23 protein-coding genes and 1 pseudogene are annotated in these 22605 nt (G+C 71.1%); 8 read left to right on the top strand and 16 right to left on the bottom strand.

Annotated features, from left to right (window positions below):
* Positions 1-30 precede the first annotated feature (30 nt).
* Together OHT76_RS38650 and OHT76_RS38645 are read right to left on the bottom strand one after the other, a co-directional pair.
* Positions 31-675, bottom strand: coding sequence for a response regulator transcription factor (locus OHT76_RS38650; protein WP_328875531.1), 645 nt, complete (start codon positions 673-675; stop codon positions 31-33).
* Positions 663-1463, bottom strand: a pseudogene (locus tag OHT76_RS38645) (sensor histidine kinase); the annotation flags it as partial. The pseudogene OHT76_RS38645 and the gene OHT76_RS38650, both read right to left, overlap by 13 nt.
* A gap of 113 nt (positions 1464-1576) precedes the next feature.
* Between OHT76_RS38645 and OHT76_RS38640 the strand changes: the two are divergent.
* Positions 1577-1957, top strand: a complete 381-nt coding sequence (locus tag OHT76_RS38640) for a VOC family protein (RefSeq protein WP_328875530.1) — start codon at positions 1577-1579, stop codon at positions 1955-1957.
* Positions 1958-1976: 19 nt separating this feature from the next.
* On the opposite strand, the gene OHT76_RS38635 is transcribed toward OHT76_RS38640, so the two are convergent.
* Genes OHT76_RS38635 through OHT76_RS38625 form a run of 3 tightly spaced genes read right to left on the bottom strand, consistent with a single transcriptional unit; the run spans position 1977 to position 4108 of the window.
* A complete protein-coding gene (locus tag OHT76_RS38635) occupies positions 1977-2885 on the bottom strand; it encodes an SDR family NAD(P)-dependent oxidoreductase (protein WP_328875529.1) in 909 nt (302 codons plus the stop codon).
* A 27-nt stretch (positions 2886-2912) separates the two neighbouring features.
* On the bottom strand, positions 2913-3314 hold the full coding sequence (locus OHT76_RS38630) for a VOC family protein (protein ID WP_328875528.1): 402 nt from the start codon (positions 3312-3314) through the stop codon (positions 2913-2915).
* Positions 3311-4108, bottom strand: a complete 798-nt coding sequence (locus OHT76_RS38625; protein ID WP_328875527.1) for a metalloregulator ArsR/SmtB family transcription factor — start codon at positions 4106-4108, stop codon at positions 3311-3313. The genes OHT76_RS38630 and OHT76_RS38625 overlap by 4 nt, the downstream gene beginning before the upstream one ends.
* A 164-nt stretch (positions 4109-4272) precedes the next feature.
* Here OHT76_RS38625 and OHT76_RS38620 point away from each other — a divergent pair, with 164 nt between their 5' ends.
* From OHT76_RS38620 to OHT76_RS38610, 3 genes are read left to right on the top strand one after another with little or no spacing between them, the layout of a single operon-like run.
* Positions 4273-4749, top strand: a complete 477-nt coding sequence (locus OHT76_RS38620) for a Fur family transcriptional regulator (RefSeq protein WP_328875526.1) — start codon at positions 4273-4275, stop codon at positions 4747-4749.
* Complete coding sequence (locus OHT76_RS38615) at positions 4746-5768, top strand: CobW family GTP-binding protein (protein ID WP_328875525.1); 1023 nt, start codon at positions 4746-4748, stop codon at positions 5766-5768. Before OHT76_RS38620 ends, OHT76_RS38615 begins: the two co-directional genes overlap by 4 nt.
* Positions 5765-6526, top strand: a complete 762-nt coding sequence (locus OHT76_RS38610) for a WD40 repeat domain-containing protein (RefSeq protein WP_328875524.1) — start codon at positions 5765-5767, stop codon at positions 6524-6526. Before OHT76_RS38615 ends, OHT76_RS38610 begins: the two co-directional genes overlap by 4 nt.
* A 21-nt stretch (positions 6527-6547) precedes the next feature.
* Here OHT76_RS38610 and OHT76_RS38605 read toward each other — a convergent pair whose 3' ends face one another.
* The 3 genes from OHT76_RS38605 to OHT76_RS38595 form a co-directional block, all read right to left on the bottom strand.
* Positions 6548-8737: a heavy metal translocating P-type ATPase gene (locus tag OHT76_RS38605; protein ID WP_328875523.1), complete on the bottom strand. Its 2190-nt coding sequence runs from the start codon at positions 8735-8737 to the stop codon at positions 6548-6550.
* A gap of 2 nt (positions 8738-8739) precedes the next feature.
* Positions 8740-9051 carry a DUF1490 family protein gene (locus tag OHT76_RS38600; RefSeq protein WP_328875522.1) on the bottom strand — a complete coding sequence of 104 codons (312 nt, stop codon included), beginning with the start codon at positions 9049-9051 and terminating at the stop codon, positions 8740-8742.
* 87 nt (positions 9052-9138) lie between these two features.
* Entirely contained in the window at positions 9139-9945 is an 807-nt protein-coding gene (locus OHT76_RS38595; protein WP_328875521.1) for a TetR/AcrR family transcriptional regulator, read from the bottom strand.
* An 84-nt stretch (positions 9946-10029) separates the two neighbouring features.
* Between OHT76_RS38595 and OHT76_RS38590 the strand changes: the two genes are divergently transcribed.
* On the top strand, positions 10030-11043 hold the full coding sequence (locus tag OHT76_RS38590) for a hypothetical protein (protein WP_328875520.1): 1014 nt from the start codon (positions 10030-10032) through the stop codon (positions 11041-11043).
* Positions 11044-11052: 9 nt separating this feature from the next.
* Here OHT76_RS38590 and OHT76_RS38585 read toward each other — a convergent pair whose 3' ends face one another.
* Together OHT76_RS38585 and OHT76_RS38580 are read right to left on the bottom strand one after the other, a co-directional pair.
* Entirely contained in the window at positions 11053-11439 is a 387-nt protein-coding gene (locus OHT76_RS38585) for an ArsI/CadI family heavy metal resistance metalloenzyme (protein ID WP_328875519.1), read from the bottom strand.
* Between the two features lie 28 nt (positions 11440-11467).
* Positions 11468-12814 (bottom strand): NAD(P)-binding domain-containing protein, encoded by a 1347-nt coding sequence (locus OHT76_RS38580; protein ID WP_328875518.1) that lies wholly within the window; start codon positions 12812-12814, stop codon positions 11468-11470.
* 141 nt (positions 12815-12955) lie between these two features.
* On the opposite strand from OHT76_RS38580, the gene OHT76_RS38575 reads away from it, so the two are divergent.
* Positions 12956-13333 (top strand): ArsR/SmtB family transcription factor, encoded by a 378-nt coding sequence (locus tag OHT76_RS38575; protein ID WP_328875517.1) that lies wholly within the window; start codon positions 12956-12958, stop codon positions 13331-13333.
* On the opposite strand, the gene OHT76_RS38570 is transcribed toward OHT76_RS38575, so the two are convergent.
* The 3 genes from OHT76_RS38570 to OHT76_RS38560 form a co-directional block, all read right to left on the bottom strand.
* Positions 13314-14546, bottom strand: a complete 1233-nt coding sequence (locus OHT76_RS38570) for an MFS transporter (protein WP_328875516.1) — start codon at positions 14544-14546, stop codon at positions 13314-13316. The genes OHT76_RS38575 and OHT76_RS38570 overlap by 20 nt on opposite strands.
* A gap of 111 nt (positions 14547-14657) precedes the next feature.
* The gene (locus OHT76_RS38565) at positions 14658-15407 is read right to left on the bottom strand and encodes an aquaporin (RefSeq protein WP_443049948.1); all 750 of its coding nucleotides are present in this window, start codon (positions 15405-15407) and stop codon (positions 14658-14660) included.
* On the bottom strand, positions 15398-15706 hold the full coding sequence (locus OHT76_RS38560) for an ArsR/SmtB family transcription factor (protein WP_328875514.1): 309 nt from the start codon (positions 15704-15706) through the stop codon (positions 15398-15400). Before OHT76_RS38560 ends, OHT76_RS38565 begins: the two co-directional genes overlap by 10 nt.
* A gap of 91 nt (positions 15707-15797) precedes the next feature.
* Here OHT76_RS38560 and OHT76_RS38555 point away from each other — a divergent pair, with 91 nt between their 5' ends.
* Together OHT76_RS38555 and OHT76_RS38550 are read left to right on the top strand one after the other, a co-directional pair.
* Positions 15798-16211 (top strand): arsenate reductase ArsC, encoded by a 414-nt coding sequence (locus tag OHT76_RS38555; protein ID WP_328875513.1) that lies wholly within the window; start codon positions 15798-15800, stop codon positions 16209-16211.
* 374 nt (positions 16212-16585) lie between these two features.
* Entirely contained in the window at positions 16586-17935 is a 1350-nt protein-coding gene (locus OHT76_RS38550; RefSeq protein WP_328875512.1) for an alkaline phosphatase PhoX, read from the top strand.
* A gap of 79 nt (positions 17936-18014) precedes the next feature.
* On the opposite strand, the gene OHT76_RS38545 is transcribed toward OHT76_RS38550, so the two are convergent.
* The 3 genes from OHT76_RS38545 to OHT76_RS38535 are packed head-to-tail and all read right to left on the bottom strand — an operon-like array spanning position 18015 to position 22584.
* Positions 18015-19760, bottom strand: a complete 1746-nt coding sequence (locus OHT76_RS38545) for an ABC transporter ATP-binding protein (protein ID WP_328875511.1) — start codon at positions 19758-19760, stop codon at positions 18015-18017.
* Positions 19757-21496: an ABC transporter ATP-binding protein/permease gene (locus tag OHT76_RS38540; protein ID WP_328875510.1), complete on the bottom strand. Its 1740-nt coding sequence runs from the start codon at positions 21494-21496 to the stop codon at positions 19757-19759. The genes OHT76_RS38545 and OHT76_RS38540 overlap by 4 nt, the downstream gene beginning before the upstream one ends.
* A complete protein-coding gene (locus OHT76_RS38535; protein ID WP_328875509.1) occupies positions 21493-22584 on the bottom strand; it encodes a nitroreductase family protein in 1092 nt (363 codons plus the stop codon). Before OHT76_RS38535 ends, OHT76_RS38540 begins: the two co-directional genes overlap by 4 nt.
* Positions 22585-22605 lie beyond the last annotated feature (21 nt).

Below are 22605 nucleotides of genomic sequence, written 5' to 3'. Positions count from 1 at the left end.
GCAGCCGACGAAGAAGCCGGGCTGCCGCTCCTACTGGTTGTTCAGATAGGCGAGCACGGCCAGGACCCGGCGATGGCCGCTGTCGCTCGGTGGGAGACCGAGTTTGCGAAACACGTTGCCGATGTGCTTGCTGACGGCGCGCTCGGTGACGACGAGGGTCTGGGCGATGGTGGTGTTGTCGTGGCCCTCGGCCATCAGTTTCAACACCTCGCGTTCGCGTGGAGTGAGGGAGTCGAGGGGTGAGTCGCGGCGGCGGGTGAGGAGTTCGCCGACGACCTCGGGGTCGAGGGCGGTGCCGCCGCCGGCGACCCGTTCCAGGGCGTCGAGGAACTCGTCCACCCTGCCCACCCGGTCCTTGAGCAGATAGCCGACCCCGCTCGCACCGCCGCCCAGCAGCTCGGCGGCGTACGACTCCTCCACGTACTGCGAGAGGACGAGGACGGGCAGGCCGGGAATCTCCTTCCGGGCCTCAAGTGCCGCACGCAAGCCCTCGTCACGGAAGTGCGGGGGCATCCGTACGTCCAACACGGCAGCGTCCGGGCGGTGTTCGAGGAGCGCGGGCAGGATCTCGGGGCCGGTGCCTGCGACGGCTGCGACCTCGTGCCCGGCCGAAGTGAGCAGGAGGACGAGGCCCTCCCGCAGCAGGGCGTTGTCCTCGGCGATCACCACACGCACGGCAGCTCCACTTCGATCACGGTCGGTCCCCCGACGGGACTGGTCACGGTCACCGTCCCGTCCAGCGCGGCGACACGGCGGCGGATGCCCATCAGACCCGAGCCGACGCTCTCGTCGGCGCCGCCCGCGCCGTAGTCCCGGACGACGGTCCGCAGCCCGGTGCGCAGCCGTTCGATGACGACCGCCGCCCGCTCGCTGCCACTGTGCTTGGCGGCGTTGGTGAGGGTCTCGGCGACGGCGAAGTAGGCGGCCGCCTCGACCGCCGCCGGGGCTCGCACCTCGTCCATCCCGTCCACGCGCACGCTCACCTCAAGTCCGCTGCTCGCCGCCAGCGCCCGTACGGCTCCCACCAGCCCGCGGTCGGTGAGGATCGGCGGGTGGATGCCGCGTACCACCTGCCGCAGCTCCGCCAGCGCCTCCTCGGCCTGGTCCTGAGCGTCGGCCAGCAGCTTGCGGGCGGCCTCGGGGTCCTGGTCGTAGGCGCGCTGGGCCAACCCGATCCGCATGGACAGCGCCACCAGGCGGGCCTGTGTGCCGTCGTGCAGGTCGCGTTCGATACGGCGCAGTTCGGCGCCGTGGGCGGCGATCGGGCCCGCCCGAGTGGCGGCCAACTCCTCGACGCGGGCCGCCAGTTGTGCCTTCGGTGAGGGCTTGAGCAAGGACTGGGACCAGTCGGCCTCAAGGTCGGCGAGCCGAGTGATCAATGGCAGCACAACCGCCTCACGGCGCAGCAGCGCGCACCACACACCGTCGACGACCAGGCCGATCGGCCACAGCGGCAGCGCGAGAAAGATGGTGTAGCCCGCTACACCATCGGCCAGGGCCTGAAATCAATTCGATCCCGCTCGCCTCGCCCGGTACGGTCGCGATCCTGCTCCCGCGCTGAAAGTAGGTTCCGTCAATGGCATGCCGTATCAGTGAGATCGTGCTCCAGTGCCACGACCCCGAGGCGTTGGCGCGGTTCTGGTGCGAGGTGCTGGACTGGGTGGTGCTCGATCGCGAAGCGGAGGGCTGCGTCGAGATCGGTCCGCGCGAAGGGTTCGGCGGCCCGCAGCCGACGATCTTCCTCATCCGCAACGACGAGCCGAAGAACGAACATGCCCGGCTGCACTTCGACGTCAACCCCACCGACCGCGATCAGGACGCCGAACTTGAGCGCATCCTCGCCGCCGGGGCCAAGCTCGTCGACATCGGTCAGCCCGCGGAGGCGTCCTGGCACGTCCTCGCCGATCCAGAAGGCAACGAGTTCTGCCTGCTCAAGCGGCGCCTCGCCGCACTCTGACGGCCCCTGAAGACCTGCGTCAGTCCGGCAGGCCGACAAGTCTGGCGCTGTCGTTCCACAGCGCCTGGGCCAGATCGTCCCTGCGCGCCAGTTCCGATGGGTCCGCCCAACTGAGCTGTCCTCGTCGCAGGGCGGCATAGGTGTGTCCCTTCGGAGGCGTCGCGCGGCCGAGAGCCAGGTCGGCCAAGGTGGTGCCGGCGGCGGTGCGGCTGTTGAGAGTGGGGCTGAGCAGGCGCAGCGGCCACCCCAGCACCGGCGTACCCAGAAGCGACCAGGCGGTCCGCAACGGGAGCGAGAGGTCCTTGGCCAATCCGGTCCCGAAGACCTGCCCTGGATCGTAGGCGAGTGCGGTCACGTGCCGGGTCCGGATGGCGGGGTGCTCGGACAACGAGCGTGCGGTGAGTACGGCGCACAGCTTGGAAGCGGTGTACGCGTGCTCGCCCGACTTGCGCGGCCGGGTGTCGCACCCCGGGTCGCGATCGGGATGCGCGAGCAACTCGGCGTCGGCATGCCGGGGCGGTGCCAGTCCGGCTCCGGTGGCGGGATCGTGTGTGCCGCTCGTGGTCAGCACGACGATCGCCCCTTCTGCCAGAGCGGGCAGCAGCAGGCGCAACAACAGGTAGTGCGCAAGGTGGTTGACGGCGAACGTCGTCTCGTAGCCGTCGACCGTACGACCGGTGACGTCGGGACGGACCATGCCGGCGTTGAGCAGCAACGCGTCGACGGGAGTTCCGTCCAGTCGTTCGCGGACCTGTGTCGCAAAGGCACGCACCGAGCCGAGTTCCGTCAGGTCGAGCTGGAACGACTCACCGGCAGAGATCGGTTGGCGCGCACTGAGGATCACCCGAGCGCCGCCCGACCGCGTCAGCCGCTCCGCGGCAATCGCTCCGAATCCTGATGTGCCGCCTGTCATCACGATCGTGGACATGCCGTCCCTCGAATCATCGACGAATCGTCAGTTGTGCTTACCACCAGAGTGTCGAGCGGGCTGGAACAGCTCGATGAGGTTGCCCGCCGGGTCGGCCAGCAGGATCTGACGTCCTCCGGGACCGGAGACGACCTCGCTGCGGAAGGAGAGACCGGCGCTGCGCAGTCGGGCGATCTCGCCGTCGAGGTCCTCGTAGGTGAGGTGGATGCGATTGCCGCCCGGGACGGCGGCCTCCTTCGGGGTGGCCCGGGCGCCCGAGCTCGCCGGGCCCGACAGCAGCAGCCGCAGTCGACCGCGGACCACGTCGGCGAAGGCGGGGGCGGCGCTGGAGTTCAGCGTGAACCCCAGGTGGGTGGTGTAGAAGTCGGTGGCGGCCTGCACGTCATCGACGAGGTAGCGGACGCTGACGTATTCGTCGTGAGTGGTCATGGCTCGGACCTCGCAACGGTCTCGGGGGTGTTCAGGAGCGGCATCAGGTGTCTGACGCGGGTGTCTATGTCTGCCGCCGCGTGCTGAAAGGCCGCGTAGCCGCCCTGGCCGGTGTCATCGGCCGCGCCCGGATCGGCCATGCTCCAGTGGACCCGCCGCGAGCCGAACTCCGGGCAGACCTCGCGAGCCTTGTCGCACAGGGTGATCACGTGGTCGAAGCGCCGTCCGGCCAGGTCGTCCACGTGCTGGGTGCGGTGACCGGAGAGCTCGATGCCGAACGACTCGCGCAGGACCCGGACGGCATGCGGGTGCACCTGTGGCTTGGGGCTGGTGCCCGCACTGGCCGACGTCACGCGGCCGGTGGTGTGGTGGCGCAGCAGGGCTTCGGCAATCGGCGAGCGGGCGCTGTTGCCGGTGCACACGAAGAGCACCGCAGGTCGGCGGGATCCCGCCCGGGCGACCGGACGACGGGGTGGTGAGGGGGTCTGGCTCAACGCCGGGTGCAGGGCCGCTCCGGCGGCGGCCAGCGCCTGAGCGCAATGCTCCAGGTCGAGGTGGTAGTAGCTGTCCCGGCCGTCGAAGCTGCTGCGCCGGGCCTTGACCAGACCGCCGTCGCGCAGCAGCCGTAGGTGATACGAGACCAGGTTCTGCGGCTCCCCGACGCGTTCCACCAGTTCACGGACCCGATAGTCGCCACCGGCGAGCTCCGTCAGCAGCCGCCAGCGCAACGGATGCGCGGCCAGCCGGACGAATTCCGGCGGCGCGGCTGTCGCGTCCGGGGGTCGGGGTCCCATATCTCGAGAATACATCAATCTGGATTGATGCATCGACTTGGAAGCCCGCCCTCCAGCCCAGGCACCGCCGAGACATGACCAACGATTCATATAGATATGGATGTCATTTTCATCTAGCCTTTTCACTGTGCCGCCCCGGCGACATCCCGTGGAGGTGACCTGCCGTGAGTAACCGCACGACCCGGCAGCGGGCCGCGGTCCTGGAAGGACTGACGGGCTGCCAGAACTTCGTGTCGGCACAGGAGTTGCATGCCTTGCTGTCGGCGCGCGGACATCGGATCGGGCTGACCACGGTCTACCGGGCGCTGCGCGAACTCGCGGCCACCGGCGGCGTCGATGTCATCCGTGACGACTCCGGGGAACGGCTGTACCGGCGACGGCCCGCCGACGGGCACCGCCACTATCTGATCTGTCGCGGCTGCGGCCACAGCCGCCCGGTGGACTCGGCGGTCGTCGAGGAGTGGGCCGACCGCATCACCGCCGACACCGGATTCGCGGCCGTGGAGCACACCGTCGAACTCAGCGGCATCTGCGCCGACTGCCAACCGTGCCGGCTGAACAGCCGACAGATCACGGAGGGCGATCTGCGGGCCGCCGCCCCCTCTCCCCCGGACAACACAGCTGCTAGGAGACCTGGTTGACCACCCCGGCATCCCCGGAAACCCGTGCCGCACGTGTCCCCGTCACCGTCCTGACCGGCTTCCTCGGCTCGGGCAAGACGACCTTGCTCAACCGCATCCTCACCGAGAACCACGGGCTGCGGATCGCCGTCATCGAGAACGAGTTCGGTGAGGTCGGCATCGACGACGCGCTCGTCCTCGACGCCGAGGAAGAGATCTTCGAGATGAACAACGGCTGCATCTGCTGCACCGTGCGCGGCGATCTCATCCGCATCCTGGCCGCGCTGATGCGCCGCCGCGAGAAGTTCGACCACATCCTCATCGAGACCACCGGGCTCGCCGACCCCGCGCCGGTCGCGCAGACCTTCTTCATGGACGATGAGATCGCCTCACAGCTGCGTCTGGACGCCATCGTCCCCCTCGTCGATGCCGCCCATGTCCTCCCGCACCTCGACGAGGTCAAACCCGAGGGCGTGGAGAACGAGGCCGTCGAGCAGATCGCCTTCGCCGACCGGATCGTCCTCAACAAGACCGACCTCGCCGACGACAGCACCCTCACCGAGATCGAGGCGCGGATCCGGTCGATCAACGCGCCGGTGCAGATCCTGCGCGCCCGGCACGCCCGGATCGACCTCCAACAGGTCCTGGACGTCGGCGCGTTCGACCTCCAGCGGGTGCTCGCCGACGACCCGTCGCTCCTCACGGACACCGAGCACCAGCACGACACCACCGTCACCTCATTCGGTATCGAGCTCGAGGGCGAACTGGACGAGAAGCGGCTCAACGCCTGGCTCGGTACCCTGCTGCGCATCAAGGGCGTCGGCATCTTCCGCTCCAAGGGCATCCTCGCCCTGGCCGGGGAGCCCAAGCAGTACGTCTTCCAGGGCGTCCACATGCTGCTCGACGGCACCCTCGGACGGGAGTGGCGCGACAGCGAACCACGCGGCAACAAGCTGGTGTTCATCGGCCGAGACCTCGACCGCGAGGCGCTGGAGCGCGGCTTCGCGGCCTGCCTGGCCACGGCAGGGGTGGCCGCGTGAATCTCACCGTCGATGCCGAGCCGACCGTCGCCTGGGACATCACCGTGGACGACGCGCCCGTCGCCCTCAGCGCGCGCGGCGACCTGGTGGCCGTCACCGGCGCCGAGGGGACGGTGAAGGTTCTGGACGCGGCCATGGGTGCCGAGTTGGGCGCGTTCGGCCTCTCCGGTGGCGCGCTGGGTGTTCAACTCTCACAGAACGCCGCGCACTTGGCTGCACACGGACCCATGGGGTACGCGCTGTGGCGGCGCTCGGACGGGACCGCGACCGTGCGTGAGTCCGGCGTCTGGTCAGGTGCCGTGGCCTGGGCCGACGACTCCCGCGTCGCCGTAGCCTTCGGGCGGCGGGCGCTCGTACTCGGCCCGGACGGTGAGGAGTTGTGGCGTACCGAATCCGCTCCGTCCACCGTCACCGACCTGGCTTGGCTGCGGCAGGGGCGGCGGCTGGCCGTGGCGGCGTACGGTGCCGTGCGCGGGCACGAGCGCCACACCGAGCGTCCTGTGGTGACGTACCCCTATGTCGGCTCGCATCTGGCTCTCGCCGTCTCCCCGACCGGCAAGTGGATCTGCAGCGGCAACCAGGACGCCTCTATCCACATCTGGCGTACTCGGGACGGCAGTGAACTGACCATGTCCGGTTACCGGGAGAAGGTTCCAGCCTTCCGGCGCCGGTGCACGACCGGCTGCCCGCCGCGGAGCGAGAGATGCTCGCCGGGCTGGCCGAGCAGCGGCTGCCGCAGGTGGAGGAGTACCGGATGAATCTGTTCCAGTTGCCGTAGGTCAGCGCAGCCGGGTCTCCTCCAGCGGTGCCGCGCCCAGGGGCCGGCCCGTTTCTCTGGGCAGATGCGGGGTGTGCCTGACCAGGCGGGCGGAGTTGCCGACGACGGCGATGCTGCTGGTGTTGTGCAGGAAGGCGGCAGCGACGGGGTTGAGGGAGCCGCCCGCGCTCGCGAGCAGTCCTGCGAGGTTGACGCCGATGGCCAGGCCGTAGTTCTGCCGTACGACGCGCAGGGTGTGGCGGCTCAGTTCCACGACGGCGGCGACCTGGCGGAGGTCGTTGCCGGCGAGGGCGATGTCGGCGGTCTCCAGGGCGACATGCGAGGAGTGTTCGCCCATGGCGATGCCGACGTCGGCCAGGGCGAGGGCGGGGGCGTCGTTGGTGCCGTCGCCGACCATGGCGACCATGTGGCCCTCCTCCTGGAGGTCGCGGATCAGCTGGAGCTTGGCTTCGGGCAGGGCGTGGGCGTGCACTTCGGCGATGTCGAGGGCGTCGGCGACGGCCTGGGCGGTCTCGGGGGCGTCGCCGGTCAGCAGGATGATCCGCTGGACGCCGAGGTCGCGCAGTTGCTGGACGACCGTGCCGGCTGCGGCGCGTACCGCGTCGGACACGCCGAGCATGCCGATGAGGGCGTCGTCGTGGGCCAGGCAGATAACGGTCTCGCCCTGATTGCGCAGTTGCTCGGTCCACTCCTGGGCGACCGGGGTGAGTTCGAGTCCGTGGCGGCGCAACAGGGCTGGGCTGCCGACCAGGAGGCGGGTGCCGTCGAGTTCGGCGCGCATGCCCATGCCGAGGACGACTTCGCAGGCCTGGTGGATGGGGATGTTGAGGTGCTGCTCCTCGGTCCGGGTGACGATGGCCTGGGCCAGCGGGTGGCGGGCGTGCAGTTCGCCGGAGGCGGCGAGGCTCAGGACGTCGTCGGCGGTGTAGTTCTCGTGGAACGCGACGACGCTCGTGACCAGCGGGCGGCCGAAGGTGAGGGTGCCGGTCTTGTCGAAGACGACGGCGGTGACCCGGCCGACGCCCTCCAGGTGGGTGCCGCCCTTGATCAGCGTGCCGTGCCGGGCGCCGTTGCCGATGGCCGCGCTGATCGCGGTGGGAGTGGCGAGCCCGGCCGCACACGGACAGGCGACCAGGAGCATGGTCATGGCCCGCCGGGCGTCGCGGGTGACGACGTACGTCCCCGTCGCCAGGGCCAGGGAGACGGGGACGAAGCGGCGGGTGAAGCGGGTGGCGACGGTCTGGATCGGCGCCCGGTCGGCCTGGGCCTCCTCGACGCGGCTGATGATCCGCCCGACGGTGGTGTCGCTGCCGACGGAAGTGGCGCGGACGGTGAGCGACCCGGAGGTGACGAGGGTGCCGGCGTACACCTCGGCGCCGTCCCGGGTGTAGACCGGGAGGGCCTCGCCGGTGATCGCGGCCTGGTCGACGAGCGCCTCGCCGCTCAGCACGGTCCCGTCGACCGGGATCTTGTGGTGCTCGTAGACCGCGACCACGTCACCAGGTTCTACGTCGTCCAGCGCGACCTCGACCTCGACGCCCTCGCGGACCAGCCAGACCCGCTCCTCGCCGATGCTGAGCAGCTCCTCGATGGCGCGGCGGGTGCGGCGCAGGGTGACCGTCTGGAGGAACTCACCGATGTTGAGCAGCCACAGCACGGTGAGGGCGACCACATTCTCGCGCAGCAGCAGGGAGATGACGGTGGCGGCGGTGACGAGGGTGTCGGTGCCTGGATGCTGACGGCCCGTCATGGTCCGTAGCGCGCCCCGGAAGAAGGGCAGACCGCTGAAGACCGTGACGGCGCCGAGGAACCCGGAGCGGCCGCCGGTGACCCACGGGGACCGGCGCAGCACCAGACGGTGCACGGCCACTACAGCGAGCACCGCCCCGCCCACCACGAGCCGGGCCACCTCACCGGTGGAGGAGTCGGCCACCGACCGGCTCCGCTTGTCCGGTACGGCGGAGGGGGGAGCCTCTTCCAGCGCCGCGGCCAGCCGGTCGACGTCCAGATCGGACGGCTCGACCCAGATGATGACGCTGCCCGTGCGCGGGAAGATCCGCAGCGCACGGAAACCCGGGAGATCCGCGAGCCGGTCGTCGACAAGGCCGGCACAGCCCGGCCGGGCCCTCAGCCAGGGGACGGTCAGCCGCACACGGCCCGCGGCGGCGGAACGGACCAGGACGCCGGACATGATCAGTGCTGGTGGTCGTGGTCGTGGCTGTTGATGTCGACCGCGGACGGGGGCGGTGCCTCCTCACCGAGCGAGGAGCGGGCCTCGGCCAGCATGTCCCCCGCCTTGAGCCGGGCCTCCTCCGCCGCGGACCCGAGCCACCGGGCGGCCACGATGCCTCCGGCGAGCCCGTTGACCATGGCCTTGCGCGCCGCGGGCCTGGCCCTGGGAGCCGCCTTGCTCGCACCCCTCAGGACGGCGACTCCGACCACACCGGAGACGGCGTGGTGAGCGAGACGGCCAAGTGCGGCACCGGCGACAGTTGCGGGATGCATGAGGACCTCCGCGGAGTCCGGCCGTGGGGCGGCTCAGTACGGCCACCTCAATTGTGCGCCTTCAGGTGACGGTGGGGCATGTGGTGCTCAGGGCAGTGCGACGGCGCGGAGGAAGGCGTCGGCGAAGGTGTCGCAGACCTCTTCGATGGGCGGGGCCGGCAGGTCGGGGACCTGTTGGGTGATCGGCCGGAGGAGGAGGTGCATGACCAGGGGGCTCGACAGCTGCTGGATGATCAGCAGCGGCGGTAGGTCGCGAATGCGGCCCGCCGCGATTTCAGCGGTGAGCCACTTGCCGACGCCCGCGAACAGACGCGGGTAGACGTACTGGACGAGTGGCTGGAGGGTCTCGTCCTGCGGGCGTGCCAGGAACTCGGCGAGGATGGCCGGCAGGACTCGCGGTTCGCGCTGGAGAGCCGTGGCCAGGAGCGCGTAGATCTTCCGGACCGTGCTGTCCAGGTCCTCGGGCTGCGCGGCCACGACTGCCTCGACGTCCACCAGAGGGCTGTAGCGCAGGAAGATCGCCTGGAGCATTTCGTCCCGGCCGCCGAACGCCGCGTAGAGGCTGTGCACCGAGCACTGGGCGGCAGCGGCGACGCGTTCGAGGGACACGGATGCCAGTCCGTGGCTGCTGATCAGGGCGGCTCCGGCTTCGATGGCCCGTTCGCGTACGGGCTTCTGGCCGCCGGGGTCGACGCCTGCGGCTCGTACCGCCTCGTCGAGGGCCTGCCGGCCACCACCGAGGCGGCGCAGCAGCGTGCTGCGGGAGATGCCGACTTCCAGCGCGATGGCCTGCAGGGGCACGTCGGCTACGGCCGCTTTGCGCTTCCGGGCGACGCGCAGCGCGGCCTGGACCAGCTCGGACGGGACGGGGGCGGGAGACTCACTGTTTGACACACGATTCAATCTACCCTGTAATCGTGTATCAAGCCACTGTGTCGGGTACTCGCACCGGCGCCCACCCTCTGCAAGGAAGCCTCCATGAACCAAAGCGCAACAACGCCAGACCGCGCCGGGCAGGCTCGCAAACTCGCGGTCATCGTGGTCGGCCTGGCTGCCGTCGTCGTCGCCATGCTGTGCGCCTTCGCGCTGCCCTCGGTCAACAGCGGCCCGCACAACATCCCCGTCGGTGTCACCGGCTCACAGGACGCCACGGCGGCGCTGTCCAAGGCCCTGTCCGGCGAGGAGTGGGACGTCAGCACGTATGACGACGAGAAGGCCCTCACGGCCGCGGTGAAGGACCGCGAGGTCATGGGCGGCATCGTGCCGGCGGAAGGACACCTCACCGCGTACACCGCCACCGCCGGAGGAGCCCAGTCCGCGGCCACGCTGACCAGCGCGGCCACCGCCCTGGCCAAGCAGCAACAGGCCGAGGTCACCGTCACCGACCTCAGGCCGTTCCCCTCCGAGGACCCCAGGGGCTCGGGCTTCTCCTCCGCCGCCCTGCCCATGATCTTCGGCGGCATGATCCCCGCCATGATCCTTTCGCGCCTCTTCCCCGGCCACGCCGGACTGCGGCTGCGCCTGGCAGGCGGTATCGCCTTCGCTGTCGTGGCGGGCTTTGCCGTCGCGGCCTTCCTCCAGTACGGCACGGGATCGCTGAGCGGCGACTACTTGATGACCAGCCTCGGGCTGTCGCTGGGGATGGCGGCCCTTTGCCTGACGCTCCTGGGCCTGGAGTCCCTGATGGGCATGGCCGGCTTCGGTCTCGGCGCGGCCGTCGTCATGCTGCTGGGCAACCCCCTGTCCGGTCTCGCCAGCGGGCCGCACTGGCTGCCGAACGGCTGGGCCACCCTCGGCCAGCTTCTCCCGCCCGGCGCCTCCGGCAGCCTGCTGCGCGCCAACGCGTTCTTCGACGGAACGGGTGGCGGCGGATCCGCCCTCACTCTCGGCTGCTGGGTTCTGCTGGGCCTCGCTCTGATCCTGATCGCCGACCGGCGCGGACCCCGCGAGGCCGCCGTGGAAGAGCCGGGCCGCCAGCCCCAGTTGGTCTGACCCGGGTTCTCAGCAACCCCCCTTCTGCTCCGCGTCCGCCTTGACCACGTACACCTCCCAGGGTTCCTGGCCGGGGCCGTGGACCCAGACCTTGTCCTGGAGGGCGTAGCAACAGGTGGTGTTGGACTCGACGTCGGTGGCCAGGCCCGCCTCGCTCAGGCGGGCGGTGGCGGCGTGGACCGCCTCGGTCGTCTCCACCTCGACGCCGAGGTGGTCCATGCGGGTCGCCTCGCCCTTCGTTCCCTCGAACAGGACGAGCTTCAGCGGGGGCTCGGCGATGGCGAAGTTGGCGTAGCCGTCGCGGAGTTTGGCGGGCTCGGTGCCGAACAGCTTGCTGTAGAAGGCGATGGACGCCTCCAGGTCGGGGACGCAAAGGGCTAGTTGTACGCGGGACATGGCGAACCTCCTTGAGTGGGCAGGGAGTTCAGCAGCCGCCCGAGGGCGCGGGGGCGCCGATCTGCAGCGTCGCCGGGGCCGCGCAGCAGCCACTGGACTGTTCGGCGTTCTCCGGCTCGTCGAACAGGCCCGCGCCGCCGCACACTCCGGTCTCGGGCAGGGTCAGTTCCACCCGCTCGGCGGACTCGCGGTCGCCGGCGATGGCCGCGGCGATGGAGCGGACCTGCTCGTAGCCGGTCATCGCGAGGAAGGTGGGGGCACGGCCGTAGGACTTCATTCCGACCAGGTAGACGCCCTGCTCCGGGTGGGAGAGCTCGTTCACGCCATGCGGATAGACGGTGCCGCAGGAGTGGACGTTGGGGTCGATGAGCGGGGCGAGGGCGGTCGGGGCCTGGAGGCGTTCGTCGAGGCCGAGGCGGAGCTCGGAGAGGAAGGACAGGTCAGGGCGGAAACCGGTCAGGACGATGATCTCGTCCACCGGGTCGAGGCGGCGGCCGTCCTCGGCGGACAGGACCAGTCGGCCGTCGGCGTCGCGCTCGACGGACTCGGTGCGGAAGCCGGTGACCGCGCTGGCGTGCCCCTCCTCTACGGCGGCCTTGGCGCGCAGGCCGAGGGCGCCGCGAGCCGGGAGCTGGTCGGCCTCGCCGCCACCGTAGGTGGATCCGGTGAGTCCGCGTCGAAGGATCCACACCGCGTGCGTGCCCGGCTCGTCCTTGGCCAGGTCCGCGAGTTGGGCCAGGGCGGTGAAGGCGGAGGCGCCGGAGCCTACGACCGCGGTGCGCCTGCCCGCGTAACGGGCGCGTACGGCGGGGTCGTTGAGGTCGGGGACGCCGTAGGCGATGCGATCGGCTGCCGACTTCTCACCCAGGGCGGGTAGTCCGTCGGCGCCGAGCGGGCTGGGGGTGGACCAGGTGCCGGAGGCGTCGATGACGGCGTGGGCGGTGATCCGCTCCTCGTGGCCGTCGGCGGTACGGATGTGCACAGTGAGGGGCTGCTCGTCACGGCCCGAGTCGACGATGCGGTCGCGGCCCGCGCGGGCCACGCCGGTCACCGTGGTGCCGTAGCGGACCTTGTCGCCGAGCGTGTCGGCGAGCGGCTGGAGGTAGCGCTCGGCCCAGTCGCCGCCGGTGGGGTAGGTGCCGCCGTCGGGGCGGACCCAGCCGGTCGGGGCGAGCAGCTTCTCGGCGGCGGGGTCGGTGACCTCGGCCCACGGGGAGAACAGGCGCACGTGCACCCAGCCTCGTACGGCACTGCCGGCCGACGGTCCGGCTTCCAGCACCAGCGGTTCGAGGCCGCGCTCGATGAGGTGGGCGGCGGCGGCCAGGCCGATCGGACCGGCTCCGATCACGACGACGGGCAGCTTGGGCGTGTTCACGGGACTCCCCTTTGATTCGACATTCGTCGATGTTCTACGCAGCCCAGAGTCCCACCTGATTCGACAAACGTCAACATAGACATTGGCCGAATCAGGGTTCATTGATCACCCCACTGGTTCGACGTATGTCAACATAGACGTATGTCGAATACGAAGGTGCTGCCGCTGCTGGAGCCCACGCCCGACCAGACCGTGGCGCCATGCTGCCCGCCCCTGACCGAGCGCCCCTTCACCGCGGACGAGGCGGAGACGGCCGCGCGCATGTTCAAGGCCCTGGGCGACCCGGTCCGGCTGCGGCTGTTCTCGCTGGTGGCCTCGCACGAGGGCGGCGAGGCGTGCGTGTGCGACATCTCCGACGTGGGCGTCTCGCAGCCGACCGTCTCCCATCACCTGAAGAAGCTGAAGGAAGCGGGGCTGCTCACCTCCGAGCGGCGCGGAACCTGGGTGTACTACCGCGTCGAGCCGTCAGTCCTGGCCGCGATGGGCAGGCTGCTGACCATTACGCCGGTCGCGGCCTGATCCGCAGCCCCGCCAGGGCCAGGAGCATCCACGCGGTGAGGTAGGCGAACGCGGCCTCCGGGGAGAACACCGTCCACAGGACACCGGCCACCGTCGACGCGGCGAGGTTCCCCAGGGACTGCACGGTGGCCAGCAGTCCGAACGCCGAGCCGCGCAGATCGGCTGGGGCGAGGGCGGCGACGGCCGAGTGCTGGGCCGTTTCCACGGCGCCGATGCCGATTCCGGCGAGGACGAACGGGATCACCAGTACGGCCAGGTCGGCGCCCGTGACCACGAACAGGCCGTACGAGGCGGCGAACGCCGCGACTCCGCCCGCCAGGACGAGCACCGGACCGCGCGCACCGAGCCGGTCGGCCAGGCGTCCCGCCGGGACGGAGGCGAGGGTGGCGGCGATGTTGTAGGCGATGTAGAGGCCGAGCGCGAGGGTCGTCGCGGTCTGCGTGCCGTGTCCGGGGGTGAGCAGGTCGCTCGCGCGAAGGATCAGCAGGGTCGCGGCCACGTTGCCGACCTCGAACGCCGCGACCGCGGTCATCAACCGCCCCAGTTCGCCCCGCAGCAAGGGGCGTACGCGGATCTTCAGCGGCACCTTGTCCCGGCCGGTCGGCCTGGGCGTGTGGCGGATCGAATAGATGACCGCGGCGGCTGCCAGCAGGCCCGGGATCACCGAAAGCCCGATGGCCCACTGCACGCCGAGCCAGGCCACCAGACCGAGGGCGAGGAGCGGGCCGAAGATGGCGCCGAGGTTGTCCATCATCCGCTCGAAGCCGTACGCCCGCCCATAGCTCCCCGCCGGGACAAGGTCCGCGAGCAGCGCGTTGCGCGCGGGCACCCGAAGTCCGCGTGCCGTCCACGCCGCGGCGCGCAGAACGCCGACCTGCCATACCGAGGTGGCCGCCGCGGTGGCGGCGCCGAGTACCGCCGTGGCGGTGTAGCCGCCGACGGCGACCTTGCGGCGCCTGTTCGGATCGTCGGCCACGACCCCGCCGCCGAAGCGGGCGGCTCCGGCGAGCGCGTCCGACACGCCCTCGATCGCGCCCAGCGCGGCGGCCGGTGCGCCGAGCGTGGAGGTGAGCAGCGAGGGCAGCAGAGCGGTGGGAATCTCGTGGCCGACATCCGCCAGGAAGCTGGCGGCGCCGATCCCCCGTACTCCCGGGGTCAGCCATAGCTCCTGTTCGGGTGTCGAGGAGCGATCGGCATCGGGAGTCGTGGTCATGGCCGTCAGTCTTCAGTACGTGGCGTCCGCCTCGGCAGTGTGCGATGCCACCATCCCTTGCCTGTGCTTATGTCCTTCCAGCCACAGTCGGCATGCTCGGCGAGCGCTGCCTCACTCGGCCGCTCGCCCCGGCATGAAGACGAGAGCCACCAGCGCCAGACCGACCGCGGCGCCGACGAGTTGCATGCCGATGAAGCCCGGGACCGAGCCCGGTGCGATGCCCGCGAAGGTGTCGGTGAAGGCTCGGCCGATCGTGACCGCCGGGTTGGCGAAGGACGTGGACGAGGTGAACCAGTAGGCCGCGCCGATGTAGGACGCGACGGCTACCGGGGCGAAACGGAGCTGGTCGGCGCGGGCCAGGCCGAAGATCAGCAGGATCAGGCCGGCGGTGGCGACGATCTCGCCCAGCAGCAGGTGTCCGGCGGAGCGGTCGTGCGTGGACCACTCCACCAGGGGCTCGCCGAACATCGCGTCCGCCAGGATCGCGCCCGCGATGGCGCCGACGATCTGCGCGGGCACGTATACCGCGGCCTCGCGCAGGGTGACTCCGGCGCCTCCGCGTCGCGCCGTCCACCACTCGGCGAGGGTGACGGCCGGGTTGAAGTGGGCGCCGGAGACCGGGCCGAGCAGGAGGATCAGGATGCCGAGGCCGAAGACGGTGGCCAGGGAGTTGGCCAGCAGTTGCAGGCCGACGTCCGTCGTCAGGTCGGTGGCCTGGATGCCGGAGCCGACCACGACCGCCACCAGCAGCGCCGTACCTATGAATTCGGCGGCGGCCCGGGAGACGAGGGGGCTGCCCGGCGAGGGCTCGACGGCAGCGGGTACAGCGGCTGTCGCGGTGTCGGCGGGGATCACGGGCAGGCCCTCTTGTTCTCGGCTGCGGTGCGGGCGGACGCGGCCAGTTCGGCGAACCGACCGGCGAGCGAGTCGATGACGTCGGGCTTGAGCCGGTAGTAGGTGAACCGGCCACACGGCTCCGTCTCGACGACCCCGGCCTCGCGCAGCACTCTCAGATGGTTGGAGAGGTTGGTCTGCCTGGCACCGGTCTCCTCCACGAGGTGGGTGGTGCACAGCGTCTCTTTGGCGAGCAGGGTCACGATCCGGAGCCTGAGCGGGTCGGCCAGAACCCGGATCAGGTCAGTGTCGACTGACGTCAGCATGCGCTGATACTGTCACATCAGTGGTGGCTGATACCACCGGGTGCCGATGCCAAGCGCGCCTGATGCCGTCGTGAGACAAGAGAGACCTCCGATGCCCGACAAGCCCTCCGTGCTCTTCGTCTGTGTCCACAACGCGGGCCGTTCCCAGATGGCCGCCGCATGGCTGACCCACCTGGCCGGGGACCGCGTCGAGGTCCGCTCTGCCGGCTCCAACCCGGGCGAGCACGTGAACCCGGCCGCCGTCGAGGCCATGGCCGAGGTCGGCATCGACATCTCCGCCGAGGTCCCGAAGATGCTCACGGTCGGCGCGGTGAAGGAGTCGGACGTCTGCATCACCATGGGCTGCGGCGACACGTGCCCCGTCTTCCCCGGCAAGCGGTACCTGGACTGGCAGCTGGACGACCCGGCGGGCCAGGGCGTGGAGGCCGTACGGCCGATCCGGGACGAGATCAAGAAGCTGGTCGAAGGCCTGGTGGAGGAGATCGCACCGACGCCTCAGGCCTGAGCATCAGCGAGCCCGCCTCCGCCGTGGCTGTGACCGGCGATCTTGAGCGGGGTCGGCGGCGTACGCCTTGGGGGCCTGGGTCGATGCCTGCAAGGCTCTGGAGCGCGCGGATCACGTCACTCCACTGAAGACGAAGGATCTCGAACTCCTCGCCACGTCCGCCTACATGACCGGTTGCTATGCACATCCATAGGGACGACATCCAGGTTCGGCTGAAGGTCAACGAAGCCGCTTCCTCGCACACCCCATGACCACAATCAGAAAGAGCTTCTCTCAAAGGTCACTTTCCGTTGGGAATCGGCACAAGGGATCGCTCCTAAGGTGACTGCCGCCGCCCCCCGGTTCGTTGTATCGAGAGGACTCCCATGTCAGGTATGTCCGCCGGATCTTCGACCGGTCGCGGTGTTGAACGACGCACGATTCTGCGCGGTGCGGCGGTGGCCGCGGCCGCCTCCGTCCCCTTCCAGGCCCTCGCGGCGCGAACGGCGGCCGCCGAGCCGGTCAAGCGCGAATTCGACGCCGGATACGGCCCGTTGCGCCCGGTGAAGGACCAGGCGACCGGTCTTGAACTGCTGCACCTGCCGCGCGGGTTCGAGTACATCTCCTACGGGTGGACGAACGACCTCATGGACGACGGCCTGCGCACCCCGAGCGCGCACGACGGCATGGCGGCCTTCCGCTACGGCGACAAGGTCCACCTCGTCCGCAACCACGAGCGCGGCGCCGGACCCGCCTTCACCGCCCCGGCGTACAACCCCGAGGCGGGCGGCGGCACCACCACCCTGGTCTTCGACCCGGACGCCGGCCAGTGGCTGGAGTCCTACGGCAGCCTCGGCGGCACCATCCGCAACTGCGCCGGCGGTCCCACCCCGTGGAAGACCTGGCTCACCTGCGAGGAGACCTTCTCCACGACCGCCGGCAAGCGCCACGGCTACATCTTCGAGGTGGCCTCGGAGGGCAAGGGCAACCCCGAGCCGTACAAGGCGATGGGCCGCTTCAACCACGAGGCCATCGCCGTCGACCCGGCGACCGGTTACGTGTACGAGACCGAGGACCGCGGCGACGCCTCGCTGTACCGGTTCGTCCCGGCGGTGCCGGGCGACCTGTCCAAGGGCGGCCGCCTCGAGGCCCTGCGGATCGGCACGACGACGTACGACACCCGCCTCGACGCCGAGAAGGCGTACGGCACCGTCTCCTGGGTGCCCGTGGAGGACGTCGACCCGGCGACGGACACCGTGCGGCTCCAGGCGCAGGCGAACGGCGCCGCGGTCTTCAGCCGCCTCGAAGGTGCCTGGTACGGCAACGACCGCATCTACGTGATCACGACCGACGGCGGTCCCGCCCGCCAGGGCCAGGTCTTCGAACTCGACCCGGCCACTGACGAGTTCCGCGTCCTGTTCGCCTCGCCCGGCGCCGATGTCCTCAACGCGCCGGACAACATGTGCGTCAGCCCCAGCGGCGCCCTCGTGCTCTGCGAGGACGGCGGCGGCACTGAGTATGTCCACGGCCTCACCACCGAGGGCGAGATCTTCCGCTTCGCCACCAACAACGTCGACCTGCGCGGCGGTACGGCGGGCAAGAACGTCCCGGCGGCCGACCACCGCGGTTCCGAGTGGGCCGGCTCCGTGTTCGAACCGAAGAACGGCAACTGGCTGTTCGTGAACATCCAGACCCCCGGCATCACCTTCGCGATCACCGGCCCCTGGGCCCAGGGCGCTCTCTGAGCCGATGGCTTCAGCTGCGGCAGCGGGGTGCTGCCGCAGCTGACCTCGCGACGCGTGGACTTCGTCCAGGCTCCTGAGTTCAGGACGGGGTGACGGCCAGGATGCGGCTCAGCGCGCTGTCGGGGCGGCTCGTGAGTTCGTCCCAGGTGCCTTCCTCCGTGATGCGGCCGGCTTCGAGGACGGTGATGCGGTCGGCGCGGCGGATGGTGGCGGGGCGGTGGGCGATGACGATCGTGGTGCGGTCCTTCTTGCCGAGAGCGGCGGCGAGTTGGGCGTCGCTGGCGTTGTCGAGGTGGGCGGTGGTCTCGTCGAGGACGAGAACTCTCGGCTCGGCCAGCAGCGCGCGGGCGAGAGCGATCCGGGCGCGCTGGCCGCCGGAGAGGGTGGAGCCACGCTCGCCGACGAGGGTGTCCAGGGGGGCGATCCGGTCGACGCCGCACAGCCGGGCCGTTTCGGTGAGGAGGTCCCCGTGCGCCTCGGGCGCGGTCAGCCGAAGGTTGTCGGTGAGGGTGCCGTGGAAGAGGGGCGTGTCCTGGCCCACCACGGCCACGGCACGTCGAAGTTCGGCATCGCTCACGTCACGCACGTCGACGGGATCGCCGTCGCCGGGTATCAGATGGACGGTGCCCTCGGACGGGTCCCAGAAGCGGGCCAGCAGGTGCGCGCAGGTCGACTTGCCGGCCCCTGACGCACCGACCAGTGCCAGGGTCTGCCCTGCGCGGACCTTCAGCTCGACTCCGTCCAGTACGGGCTTGCCTCCGTAGTCGAAGCTCACCTGGTGGAGTCGGACGCCCAGCGGGCCGGAAGGAAGCGGACGGGGTGTGGCGGGCGGCGGGGCGAGAGCGGGCGCCGTCAGGGCCGCGTTGACCCGGGCGGCCGCGGCCCGCAGGCCCACCGCCTGGCTCAGTGCCCTGGCCGACTCGGCGACGGGGCCCAGCACCGACAGGGCCAGCGCCATCGCGGCCGGGGCCCAAGCGCCGTGCAACCGCCCGGAGGTGACGGACTGCGCCGCGGCGGCCACCACGCCGAGGATCGCGAGCACGATGAGGAGATCGCGTACGGCGGCGGCCATGGCTTCCCACGTGGCCTCGGCACGCTGTGCCTCACCCACCCTCCGACCCTGTTCGGCGAGACGGCCGCGCCGCTCGCCCAGCCGACCGAAGGCGAGCAGCTCACGCAGCCCGTCGACGGTCTCCACCGTGTCTGCCGACAGCTTCGCGGCGGCAGCCCTGGTGCGGGCCCCGCGCGCCGCGCGTCCGCGCGCGTCGGCGAAGGGCGCCACGGCGAGCAGCGCGGCGACCGGCACCACCGCCACCAGCAACCATGGCTCCACAGAAGCCAGAACAGTGGCACCGCCGGTGAACACCACTCCCGATGCGAGGAGTTGGGCGGTCGTGTGTGCGTAGAAGAACTCCAGCGCCTCGACGTCTGCCATGGCCGTGGCGGCCAGGTCCCCGCTGCGCCGGCCGGCGACGCGGGCGGGCGCGCTGCGGGCGAGCCCGTCGAAGACGCGTACGCGTAGCTCGGCCAGCACCCGGTAGGCCAGGTCGTGCGAGAGGTCCATCTCGCGCCAGGTCATCAGGGCGCGTACGAGGACGAGGACGATGAGCGCGCTGACCGTACCGGCCGAGGGCGCGCTGTCCTCGATGACGGCGGTTCCCACGGTGTGCGCGGCCAGCGTCAGCAACGTGACGAGCGAGCCCTGTTCGATGAGCGCGGCGGCACAGGTGCGGGCCATCATGATCCGGTGCCCGGCGAGCGCGGGGAGCAGGGCGCGCAGTGAGCCGCGCGCGGGCAGATCGGTAGTGGTGGTGCTGCTGCTCATGCGGCGAGCCCTCCCTGGTAAGCGTGGCCTGCCTTGACGAGCTCCGCGTAGACGCCCCCGGCTTCGATGAGGGTGGTGTGCTCGCCGACGGCGTCCACGCGTCCGCCGTCGAGCACGACGATGCGGTCCGCGTGCCGGACGGCGGCGAGCCGATGGGCGACCACCAGGACGGTCCGGCCTCCTGCGGCGTCCACCAGTTCACGGACGATGTCCGCCTCGCGGCGTTCGTCGACCGCGCTGGTGGCCTCGTCCAGCACGAGGACCGGAGCGTCGGCCAACAGGGCGCGGGCCAGGGCGAGCCGCTGCCGCTGGCCGCCGGACAGGGTGGCGCCCCGTTCGCCGAGGACGGTGGCGTAGCCGTCGGGGAGGGCGGCGATCTCGTCGTGGATGCCGGCGGTTCGGGTGGCGCGTGTCAGCTCGTCGTCCGTGGCGTCCGGCCGGGCCAGGCGCAGGTTGTCGGCGATGGTGGCGTGGAAGAGGTACGTCTCCTGGGAGACCACGGCGATGCCCTGTCGAAGCGAGTCGAGCGCGTACTCGCTCACCTCGCGGCCGTCGAGGGTGATGTGGCCGCGTTGCGGGTCGTGGTGGCGCAGGAGCAGCGCGAGGAGCGTGGACTTGCCGGCGCCTGACGGGCCGACGATCGCGGTCGTACGTCCGGCCTCGGCGGTGAAGGTGATGCCGCTCAGCGCAGACGTCTCGGCGCCGTCGTAGGTGAACTCGACGTCCTTGAAACGCAGTTCGGGCGGGCCCGGCCAGTGCGCCGGTGCCGTTCCCGTGTCGGGGACGGCGGGTTCGGCGGTGCGCAGCGCCGCAAGCCCGTCCGCTGCCGACACGCCCAGATACCCGGCATGCCACTCGCGGGACAGATCACGGACCGGCCGGAAGCACTCGGAGGCCAGGAGCAGCACCAGGTAGGTGCCGGTCGCCGCGGTGGATCCGGTGACGGCCGACCAGCAGGCGAGGAGCGCGGCGGCCGCGGTGCCGCCCTGGATGGCCAGGTCGGTGATGCCGGTGTCGACGAGGGACACGCGCAGCTTGGCGACGGTGGCCCGGTGCAGCTCCGCCGACCGCTTCTCCAGCCGCTTCCGGGTCCGCCCGACGGCGCCCGCGGCCCGCAGCGCGGGCATGCCCTGGAGAGCTTCCAGGTAGTCGGCACCGAGTTCCTCGTACGTGTCCCAATGCTCCTTTCCGCGCTTGGCCAGCAGCCTGTCCCAGGCACGCGGTCCGACGAGGGCGAGCAGTAGGGCGGGGACCAGGCCGAGGAGGGCGGCCGGTTCGATGACCGCCAAGGCCGCGAGCAGCAGGGGCGGCACGGTGAGGGTGATCAGGAGCTGGGGCAGATAGCGGGAGACATAGGCGTCGACGCCCTCCACCCCGTCGACGAGGGTGGTACGGACGGCCCCGGCCCGCGCGGTCGTCAGGTGCGCGGGTCCCAACCGTCCGAGGTGGGCCACGAGTTCGTCCCGCAGAGCCACCCTGACCCTGACCCCGGCACGGGTCGCGGTTCGCCGCTGCCAGTTGTCGAGCCCGGCACGCGCGGCGACGACGCCGAGCACCGTGCCGAGGAGCAGCGGGAGCCGGTCCGTGTCCCCGCGGGCCAGGTCGGCGAGGGCAACGGCCAGCAGTACGGCCTGCCCGAGGTGCGTGAGGGTGACGGCCGCCTGGAGCAGAGTGGCCGCGAGCAGGGGGCGCCGTGCGTGGCGTGCGGCACGGCGCAGCTCGGGGTGGACGATCACGAGGTCTTCTCCTCGTCGGAGTGGGTGGTGCCGAGGGCCAGGCCGTGGACGATCCAGTCCCGGCCCGGTGGGGCGCCGAGCGCAGCACCCAGATCCGCCTGCTGCCAGGAGCCGACAGGGCGGGCGGCCAGACCGTGTCGTACGGCGGCCAAGTGAGCGAGGTGGACGGCGAATCCGGCGCGCAGGTGCGCTCGGCGGATGCGCGGGGCATCGGCGTCGGACGGGCAGCCGTAGGCGAGCAGGACGGCGCCCGCGTCCGCGATCCACGGCTGCCCCGCACCCCATACGGCGAGCGTCGGCCGGGCCTCCCCCGCCGCGAGCCGCCGCAGTGTGCCGTCGGGGGCCAACTCGACCAGTTCCGGCTCCGGTCCACCGACGGCCGCGCACCAGCCGAGTTCCCCGGCGCTCGCCTGGGCGGCGGTGGCGAGCAGCGCGCGCAGAACGTCCGAGGGCGGGGTGCCCCGTAGTGGTGGGGGCGCGCTGCGGCGGGCCAGTAGTTCGGCGCCCGAGTCCGGGCGCGCTCCCTCAGCTGGAGCGACGTGCACCGTGGCGAGAGGTTCCTCGGTGAGCCCGTCCAGCCGAGGCCGGGACGCGCCCGTGCCCAGCGCGCGAGCCGCGAGCCACAGCGCCCCGACAACATGCCCGGTGTCCAGCAGCATCAGCGGCCAGGCGCGATGACCGTAGTGGGAGACCGTGCGCCGCGCGGTGACGGAGAGTTCGACGGTCGCGCCGGGCAGCGTGCCGTCCGGTTCCCGGCCGAGGCGGTGCACACGGTGGCGCAGAGGGTCGTAGCCGTAGCGCCCGGGCGGCAGTGCACAGCCGGTGCCTACGACGAGTTGGGCGTCCACCGGGTGCAGCGCACCCGCGGAGGGCGCGGGCCGCAGCCGCCCGGAACCGTCCGACGCCGCCAGGGAGAGGCCGAGCAGGGCCCGCAAGTCCAGCTCACCGGGGTCGGGCTCCGGTAGGGAGCTCGGCGGTCCCGGCCAGGCACGGACGGCCGGCCCGGCGGGAGTGTCCGGGCCGGGATCCTCCAGAGTGCGGGCGCGGGCGAGGGTGGTGACGAGGTCCACCGACTCTGGGTGTTCCACGGGGCGGGTTTTCACGGCACG

This window comes from Streptomyces sp. NBC_00287 (assembly GCF_036173105.1).
Taxonomy (GTDB): Bacteria; Actinomycetota; Actinomycetes; order Streptomycetales; family Streptomycetaceae; genus Streptomyces.
The sequence above is the reverse complement of the archived record's forward strand: the minus strand, read 5'-3'. Positions and strand labels throughout refer to the sequence as shown.

What these genes read in the sequence shown, in the direction of transcription:
- OHT76_RS38560 (WP_328875514.1), bottom strand. Translation starts at nt 15,706, where the DNA reads ATGCTGACGTCAGTCGACACTGACCTGATCCGGGTTCTGGCCGACCCG.
- OHT76_RS38630 (WP_328875528.1), bottom strand. Translation starts at nt 3,314, where the DNA reads ATGACCACTCACGACGAATACGTCAGCGTCCGCTACCTCGTCGATGAC.
- OHT76_RS38585 (WP_328875519.1), bottom strand. Translation starts at nt 11,439, where the DNA reads ATGTCCCGCGTACAACTAGCCCTTTGCGTCCCCGACCTGGAGGCGTCC.
- OHT76_RS38575 (WP_328875517.1), top strand. Translation starts at nt 12,956, where the DNA reads ATGTCGAATACGAAGGTGCTGCCGCTGCTGGAGCCCACGCCCGACCAG.
- OHT76_RS38545 (WP_328875511.1), bottom strand. Translation starts at nt 19,760, where the DNA reads ATGAGCAGCAGCACCACCACTACCGATCTGCCCGCGCGCGGCTCACTG.
- OHT76_RS38635 (WP_328875529.1), bottom strand. Translation starts at nt 2,885, where the DNA reads ATGTCCACGATCGTGATGACAGGCGGCACATCAGGATTCGGAGCGATT.
- OHT76_RS38600 (WP_328875522.1), bottom strand. Translation starts at nt 9,051, where the DNA reads ATGCATCCCGCAACTGTCGCCGGTGCCGCACTTGGCCGTCTCGCTCAC.
- OHT76_RS38590 (WP_328875520.1), top strand. Translation starts at nt 10,030, where the DNA reads ATGAACCAAAGCGCAACAACGCCAGACCGCGCCGGGCAGGCTCGCAAA.
- OHT76_RS38640 (WP_328875530.1), top strand. Translation starts at nt 1,577, where the DNA reads ATGGCATGCCGTATCAGTGAGATCGTGCTCCAGTGCCACGACCCCGAG.
- OHT76_RS38555 (WP_328875513.1), top strand. Translation starts at nt 15,798, where the DNA reads ATGCCCGACAAGCCCTCCGTGCTCTTCGTCTGTGTCCACAACGCGGGC.
- OHT76_RS38570 (WP_328875516.1), bottom strand. Translation starts at nt 14,546, where the DNA reads ATGACCACGACTCCCGATGCCGATCGCTCCTCGACACCCGAACAGGAG.
- OHT76_RS38625 (WP_328875527.1), bottom strand. Translation starts at nt 4,108, where the DNA reads ATGGGACCCCGACCCCCGGACGCGACAGCCGCGCCGCCGGAATTCGTC.
- OHT76_RS38605 (WP_328875523.1), bottom strand. Translation starts at nt 8,737, where the DNA reads ATGTCCGGCGTCCTGGTCCGTTCCGCCGCCGCGGGCCGTGTGCGGCTG.
- OHT76_RS38550 (WP_328875512.1), top strand. Translation starts at nt 16,586, where the DNA reads ATGTCCGCCGGATCTTCGACCGGTCGCGGTGTTGAACGACGCACGATT.